At 52.8% G+C, this 7,025-nt stretch carries 6 protein-coding genes; all 6 read left to right on the forward strand.

The features are described 5' to 3' along the window. Nucleotides 1-13 precede the first annotated feature (13 nt). Nucleotides 14-826 carry a mechanosensitive ion channel domain-containing protein gene (locus R3196_RS04655; protein ID WP_318935491.1) on the forward strand — a complete coding sequence of 271 codons (813 nt, stop codon included), beginning with the start codon at nt 14-16 and terminating at the stop codon, nt 824-826. Nucleotides 827-941: 115 nt separating this feature from the next. Continuing rightward, complete coding sequence (locus R3196_RS04660; RefSeq protein ID WP_318935492.1) at nt 942-1,625, forward strand: GntR family transcriptional regulator; 684 nt, start codon at nt 942-944, stop codon at nt 1,623-1,625. A gap of 2 nt (nt 1,626-1,627) precedes the next feature. Further along, the gene (prpB, locus tag R3196_RS04665; RefSeq protein ID WP_318935493.1) at nt 1,628-2,509 is read left to right on the forward strand and encodes a methylisocitrate lyase; all 882 of its coding nucleotides are present in this window, start codon (nt 1,628-1,630) and stop codon (nt 2,507-2,509) included. Between the two features lie 40 nt (nt 2,510-2,549). Continuing rightward, nucleotides 2,550-3,674: a 2-methylcitrate synthase gene (gene prpC / locus R3196_RS04670; RefSeq protein WP_318935494.1), complete on the forward strand. Its 1,125-nt coding sequence runs from the start codon at nt 2,550-2,552 to the stop codon at nt 3,672-3,674. Between the two features lies 1 nt (nt 3,675). Beyond that, nucleotides 3,676-6,267, forward strand: a complete 2,592-nt coding sequence (gene acnD / locus R3196_RS04675; protein ID WP_318935495.1) for a Fe/S-dependent 2-methylisocitrate dehydratase AcnD — start codon at nt 3,676-3,678, stop codon at nt 6,265-6,267. A 3-nt stretch (nt 6,268-6,270) separates the two neighbouring features. Continuing rightward, nucleotides 6,271-7,025: 2-methylaconitate cis-trans isomerase PrpF (prpF, locus tag R3196_RS04680; protein WP_318935496.1), on the forward strand; the 755-nt coding region annotated here is incomplete at its 3' end.

Consider the following 7,025-nt stretch of genomic DNA (forward strand, 5'->3'; position numbering starts at 1 on the left):
TAGCGGCGCGCGCATGATAGCGGCATCAATACTGCTTATTGTCATTGTGTTTGTGTCGCGGGCGCTGCTGGCGCGGTTTATTCGCCGGACAGTCCTCTCCAGCGATTTACGCCGCCGTTGGATGGTACAGACCCGTAATGGTTTACTGCTGGTTATGTTGCTGGGGCTTACGCTCATCTGGGCACAGGAGCTTCGTACCCTGGCGTTGTCTATTGTTGCCATTGCCGTTGCCTTTGTGGTGGCTACCAAAGAACTTATTCTTTGTGTGATTGGTTCGATAATCAAATCAGGGGCGCGCGCTTTTAGTATTGGCGATCGCATCCAGGTCAAAGATTTCCGGGGCGATGTAATTGACCAGAATTTGCTAGCCACGACTATCCTTGAAGTCGGGCCCGGCAAGCTAACGCATTCGCGAACCGGGCGCATGACGGTTATCCCAAATTCTATCTTCGTATCAGAGCCGGTAATCAACGAAAGCTTTACCCACGACTATGTGCTACATGTCTTTGTCGTACCTTTTAAACGAGAAGACAATTGGCGGGCAGCACGGCTGGAATTTCAGGAAGCTGCTGTGCGTAACTGTCAGGATTATCTGGAACAGGCCAGGAAGTACATGGCGCGATTAAGTGATATTAAAGGGGTTGATGTACCTTCCGTTGACCCGCGCGTTACCTTGCAGGTTCCATCAGCTGGTGAGATTCACCTGATCGTGCGGTTCCCGGTGCGCGCGGATAAGCGCAACTTTATGGAGCAGCAGATTTTGTCGGACGTTTTCCTCGAACATGACTTCTCTGCTAAAAAAAGCGTTGAGAAGGCCACCGAGTAATCTTGATCTTAACCTTAGTCAACTGCTGATTGTCGACAATATTGTCCTGGTTAGTCTTGCTAACTGGCGTTTCAGTCATTAAAATGACGCCTCATTCAAACTTCTGTCGACAAAAATGAGCGTTAAGAGTCCCCTTTGGCGAAGCCCGGTAACCTCCTCAGATCGCGTACTGCTGGAAATTCAGCGCGCGATTGTAGAGGGTGATATCGCCGCCGGTAGTAAAATCAGTGAACTGGATCTGGCGCGCCGCTTTGATGTAAGCCGGGCGCCGTTGCGCGAAGCCCTGGCGCGACTGGAGCGCTGCCGGTTGATTGAGCGTACGCCAAACGCTGGCGCGCGGGTGGTTACCTTGTCGACAGACGGACTAATCTCGCTTTACCAGATCCGCGAGGAGCTCGAAGGGCTTGCCTGCCGGTTGGCAGCTGAACAGATGAGCGACAGCGAAATTGATGAATTGCGGGGCCTGCTGGACCAGCACCTGACCTCGCAGCGGGTAAGGGAAGGCGAAAGTTACTATCAGGAAGAAGGCGACCTGGATTTCCATTATCGTATTATTCTGGGTAGCAAAAACCCTTACCTCATTAATATGCTCTGCGACGAACTCTATTTTTTAGTGCGCATGTACCGGGTGCAGCTGGGTATGAATGGCCCGCGGGTATCGCGCGCATTTGATGAACATAAAGCAATTATTCAGGCGATTGCCAACCGCGATGGTGAGCTCGCCGATCTTCTGATGCGCCGGCATATCAGCGCATCCCGCCGTAATATTGAATTTCAACTGAACCAATTAGGAAAGTAACAATGACACATATGCAAAGTGCGGGCGCTAAACTGCGTCAGGCAATAGCCGAGGAAAATCCACTCCAGATTGTGGGTACCATTAACGCTTACACCGCCATGATGGCAGAGCGCGTGGGGCATAAGGCTTTGTACCTTTCCGGTGCTGGCGTTGCGAACGCATCTTTCGGGTTGCCGGACCTGGGCATGACCTCTCTGAATGATGTTTGCGAAGATATCCGCCGCATTACCGGTGCTTCAGACCTGCCTTTGCTGGTTGATGCAGATACCGGCTGGGGCGGCGCTTTTAATATCGCCCGTACAGTAAAAGAAATGACCCGTTCAGGTGCCGCCGGATTCCATATTGAAGACCAGGTTGCCCAGAAGCGTTGCGGCCATCGCCCGAACAAAGAAATTGTTTCGCAGGCGGAAATGGTTGATCGGGTAAAAGCGGCTGTTGATGCGCGCACCGACGAAGCTTTCTTTATCATGGCCCGTACCGATGCTCTGCAGCAAAATGGCCTGGATGCAGCCATTGAGCGCGCCTTAGCCTGCGCTGATGCCGGCGCTGACGCGATTTTTGCTGAAGCGGTGCATACCCTGGACCAGTACGAAGCCTTTACTAAAGCGCTGGATATACCGGTGCTGGCCAATATCACTGAATTTGGTGCAACGCCACTGTTCAACAAAGATGAACTGGCGAAAGTAGGGGTTGATATGGTGCTGTATCCACTAAGCGCCTTCCGTGCCATGAACAAAGCCGCTCTTAATGTATATGAAAGCATTCTGGAGCAGGGCGATCAGAAAGCCGTGATCGATACCATGCAGACCCGCATGGAGCTGTATGATTTTCTGAATTATCACGAGTTTGAAGCCAAACTCGATCAGCTGTTTAACAAGAAATAATCAACAGATAATTTATAACAACTAATTACCGGAGTAGAGAATGGTAGATAAAGCTTTAGGTGGCGCTGGTTTACGTGGCCAGGTAGCGGGACAGACCGCACTATGTACTGTAGGTAAAACGGGTTCAGGCCTGACTTATTGTGGTTATGACATCAAAGAACTGGCCGACAAAGTCAGTTTTGAAGAAGTTGCTTATTTGCTGGCCCACGGCGAATTGCCCAACAGCAGCCAGCTGACTGACTACAAAGCACGGTTAAAATCGCAACGCGGGCTGCCACAGGCACTGAAAGATGTGCTGGAGCGTATCCCTGCTGACGCCCATCCGATGGATGTAATGCGCACTGGCTGCTCAATGCTGGGTAACCTGGAGCCGGAAGCTGACTTTAGTGAAGCAGATAAAGCCATTGAGCGGATGCTGGCAGTTTTCCCAAGTATTCTGTTGTACTGGTATCGCTTCAGCCATGATGGCGTGCGCATTGAAACTGAAACGGATGATGATTCCATCGGTGCGCATTTCCTGCGGCTGCTGCATGATAAAGAGCCATCAGAGCTGCATAGCGCGGTGATGAACACCTCACTGATTCTATATGCGGAGCATGAGTTTAACGCCTCGACCTTCACCGCGCGCGTTTGTGCTTCAACTTTATCAGATATTCATTCCTGTGTGACCGGTGCGATCGGCTCGCTGCGTGGGCCATTGCACGGCGGCGCGAATGAAGCGGCGATGGAACTGATTGAAGACATGAAATCACCGGAAGACGCCGAGCAGACCTTGCTGGCGATGCTGGCGCGTAAAGACAAAATTATGGGCTTTGGTCACGCGGTTTATCGCGATAATGATCCGCGCAATGCCATCATCAAAGAATGGTCTGAGAAGTTGGCTGATGAGTTTGGCGACACCCGTCTGTATGACGTTTCTGTACGTTGTGAAGAAGTCATGTGGCGCGAGAAGAAGTTATTCCCGAATGCCGACTTTTTCCATGCCTCTGCTTACCACTACATGGGCATTCCGACCAAGCTGTTCACACCAATCTTCGTAATGTCACGGGTGAGTGGCTGGACTGCGCACGTGAAAGAGCAACGCGCAAACAACCGTATTATCCGTCCGAGTGCTGACTATATTGGTCCTGAAGCCCGGTCGGTTCCTGCAATTAATGAGCGATAATATGAATCAAGATTTTCGTAAGTCGCTGCCGGGTACCTCACTGCAATATTATGATGCCCGTGAAGCAGTTGATGCTATCGAGCCTGGCGCGTACGACAGGCTACCTTACACTTCGCGGATCCTGGCTGAAAACCTGGTCCGGCGCTGCGAGCCGTCCATGCTGACAGACAGTCTGAAGCAGCTGATTGAGCGTAAGCGCGATCTGGATTTTCCGTGGTATCCCGCACGCGTGGTTTGTCACGATATCCTTGGACAGACCGCACTGGTTGATCTGGCTGGCCTGCGCGATGCAATCGCGGAGCAGGGCGGTGATCCTGCTAAAGTGAACCCGGTGGTGCCAACCCAGCTGATTGTTGATCACTCGCTGGCAGTTGAGCATGCTGGTTTTGAGTCCGATGCCTTTGATAAAAACCGGGCGATTGAAGACCGCCGCAACGATGATCGCTTCCACTTTATCAACTGGACCAAAACGGCATTTAAAAACGTTGATGTGATCCCGCCAGGGAATGGCATCATGCACCAGATCAATCTGGAAAAAATGTCCCCTGTTGTTCAGGTCCGTGACAATGTGGCATTTCCTGATACCTGCGTCGGCACCGATAGTCACACGCCTATGGTCGACGCCCTTGGCGTAATCTCGGTCGGCGTTGGCGGCTTAGAAGCGGAGAGCGTGATGCTTGGCCGTGCTTCGTACATGCGCCTGCCAGACATCATCGGTGTAGAGCTGACCGGTAGATTACAGCCAGGTATTACGGGTACTGATCTGGTGCTGGCGCTTACTGAGTTTCTGCGTAAGCAGCGTGTGGTTGGGGGCTATCTGGAATTTTATGGCGAGGGCGCCTCGAATTTATCCGTTGGCGACCGCGCGACCATATCCAATATGACGCCGGAATACGGTGCTACTGCAGCGATGTTCTATATCGATGGGCAGACTATCGACTACCTGAAGCTGACTGGCCGTGATGATAAGCAAGTTAAGCTGGTAGAAGAATTCGCCCGCCATACCGGGCTATGGGCTGACAGCCTGACAACTGCTGAGTACGAGCGTGTACTGAAGTTTGACCTGTCCTCTGTACGGCGCAATCTGGCTGGCCCATCCAACCCGCATGCGCTGCTGCCTGCGTCTGAGCTGGCCGCCCGTGGTATTTCCGGTGTCGTTGAAAACGAGGAAGGCAAAATGCCTGATGGTGCCGTCATTATTGCCGCCATCACCAGCTGTACCAACACCAGTAACCCGCGCAATATGATTGCGGCAGGTCTGATTGCGCGTAATGCCAATAAATTAGGCTTGTTGCGTAAGCCATGGGTGAAAACCTCGCTGGCGCCGGGCTCAAAAACCGTCAAGATGTACCTTGAAGAAGCTAACCTGCTGCCGGAACTTGAAAGTCTGGGCTTTGGTGTAGTCGGTTTTGCTTGTACCACCTGTAATGGCATGAGCGGCGCGCTGGATCCGGTGATTCAGCAAGAAATTATTGACCGCGATTTATACGCGACAGCGGTGTTGTCCGGTAACCGTAACTTCGATGGCCGGATTCATCCGTACGCCAAGCAGGCCTTCCTGGCCTCACCACCTCTGGTAGTCGCTTACGCAATTGCTGGCACGATTCGCTTTGATATCGAAAAAGATATCCTTGGTTATGATAAACAGGGCAATGCGATTACGCTGAAAGACATCTGGCCGGAAGATGCGGAAATTGACGCTATTGTGAAGCAGAGCGTAAAGCCTGAGCAGTTCCGTCAGGTTTACGACCCGATGTTCAGCCTGTCAGTTGATTTTGGTGACCAAATCGACCCGTTATATGACTGGCGTCCGATGAGTACGTATATCCGCCGGCCTCCCTATTGGGAAGGTGCTTTAGCCGGTGAACGCGCCCTTAAGGGGATGCGTCCGCTTGCCGTACTGGGCGATAACATCACCACGGATCATTTGTCGCCGTCTAACGCCATCATGCTGGATAGCGCTGCCGGTGAGTATCTGGCGAAGATGGGCGTGCCGGAAGAAGACTTCAACTCGTACGCGACCCATCGTGGTGACCACCTGACCGCACAGCGCGCGACTTTCGCTAACCCCAAACTCCTGAACGAAATGGTGCAGGAGAACGGGAAGGTGAAACAGGGCTCACTGGCCCGTATCGAACCTGAAGGCAAAGTGACGCGCATGTGGGAAGCTATTGAGACCTACATGGAACGCAAACAGCCGCTGATTATCATTGCTGGCGCTGATTATGGCCAGGGTTCATCGCGCGACTGGGCGGCCAAAGGCGTGCGCCTGGCGGGTGTTGAAGCCATTGCCGCCGAAGGCTTTGAGCGTATTCACCGTACCAACCTCATTGGTATGGGCGTGTTGCCGCTGGAGTTTGATCCGGGTGTAACCCGGCATACCCTTGCCATCGACGGTACTGAAACCTTTGATGTGCTTGGCGAGCCGACCGCGCGAGCGCGCCTGACCCTGGTTATTAACCGGGCTAACGGCGAACAGGTTGAGGTTCCGGTTACCTGTCGCTTAGATACTGCTGAAGAAGTGAATATCTTTGATGCTGGCGGCGTATTGCAGCGCTTTGCCAAAGATTTCCTTGAACAGGCAGGAGTCTGAGTTATGGCACATACTCCGCAAATCAAGATAGCCGCCACCTATATGCGTGGCGGCACCAGCAAGGGAGTGTTCTTCCGGTTGGAAGATTTGCCCGAAGCCGCGCAGGTGCCTGGCGCCGCGCGGGATAAGCTGTTGCTGCGGGTAATTGGTAGCCCGGATCCTTACGCTAAACATACCGATGGTATGGGCGGCGCAACCTCAAGTACCAGCAAAACCGTTATTCTGTCGAAAAGCAGCAAGCCGGATCATGATGTCGACTATCTGTTCGGTCAGGTGTCCATCGATAAGCCTTTCGTGGACTGGAGCGGTAACTGTGGCAACTTATCCGCCGCCGTCGCCCCTTTTGCGATAAGTAACGGCCTGATCGACAGTAGTCGTATTCCTGAAAACGGGATGGCGACCGTGCGTATCTGGCAGGCAAACATTGGCAAAACCATTATTGCTCATGTGCCTGTAACAGACGGTGAAGTACAGGAGACCGGTGACTTCGAACTTGATGGCGTGACCTTTCCGGCTGCGGAAATCCCTGTTGAGTTTATGGATCCCGCCTCTGATGAAGATGGCGAAGGCGGCGCGATGTTTCCGACCGGCAACGTAGTGGACGATCTTGAGGTGCCTGGTATTGGCACGATCAAGGCAACCATGATCAACGCTGGTATCCCGACCATTTTTGTCAACGCGGAAGCCATTGGCTACACCGGTACCGAGCTACAGGGTGCCATTAACGAAGATGCCGATGCGCTGGTGATGTTCGAGAA

Source organism: Pseudidiomarina sp. (assembly GCF_033722695.1).
GTDB lineage: Bacteria > Pseudomonadota > Gammaproteobacteria > Enterobacterales > Alteromonadaceae > Pseudidiomarina.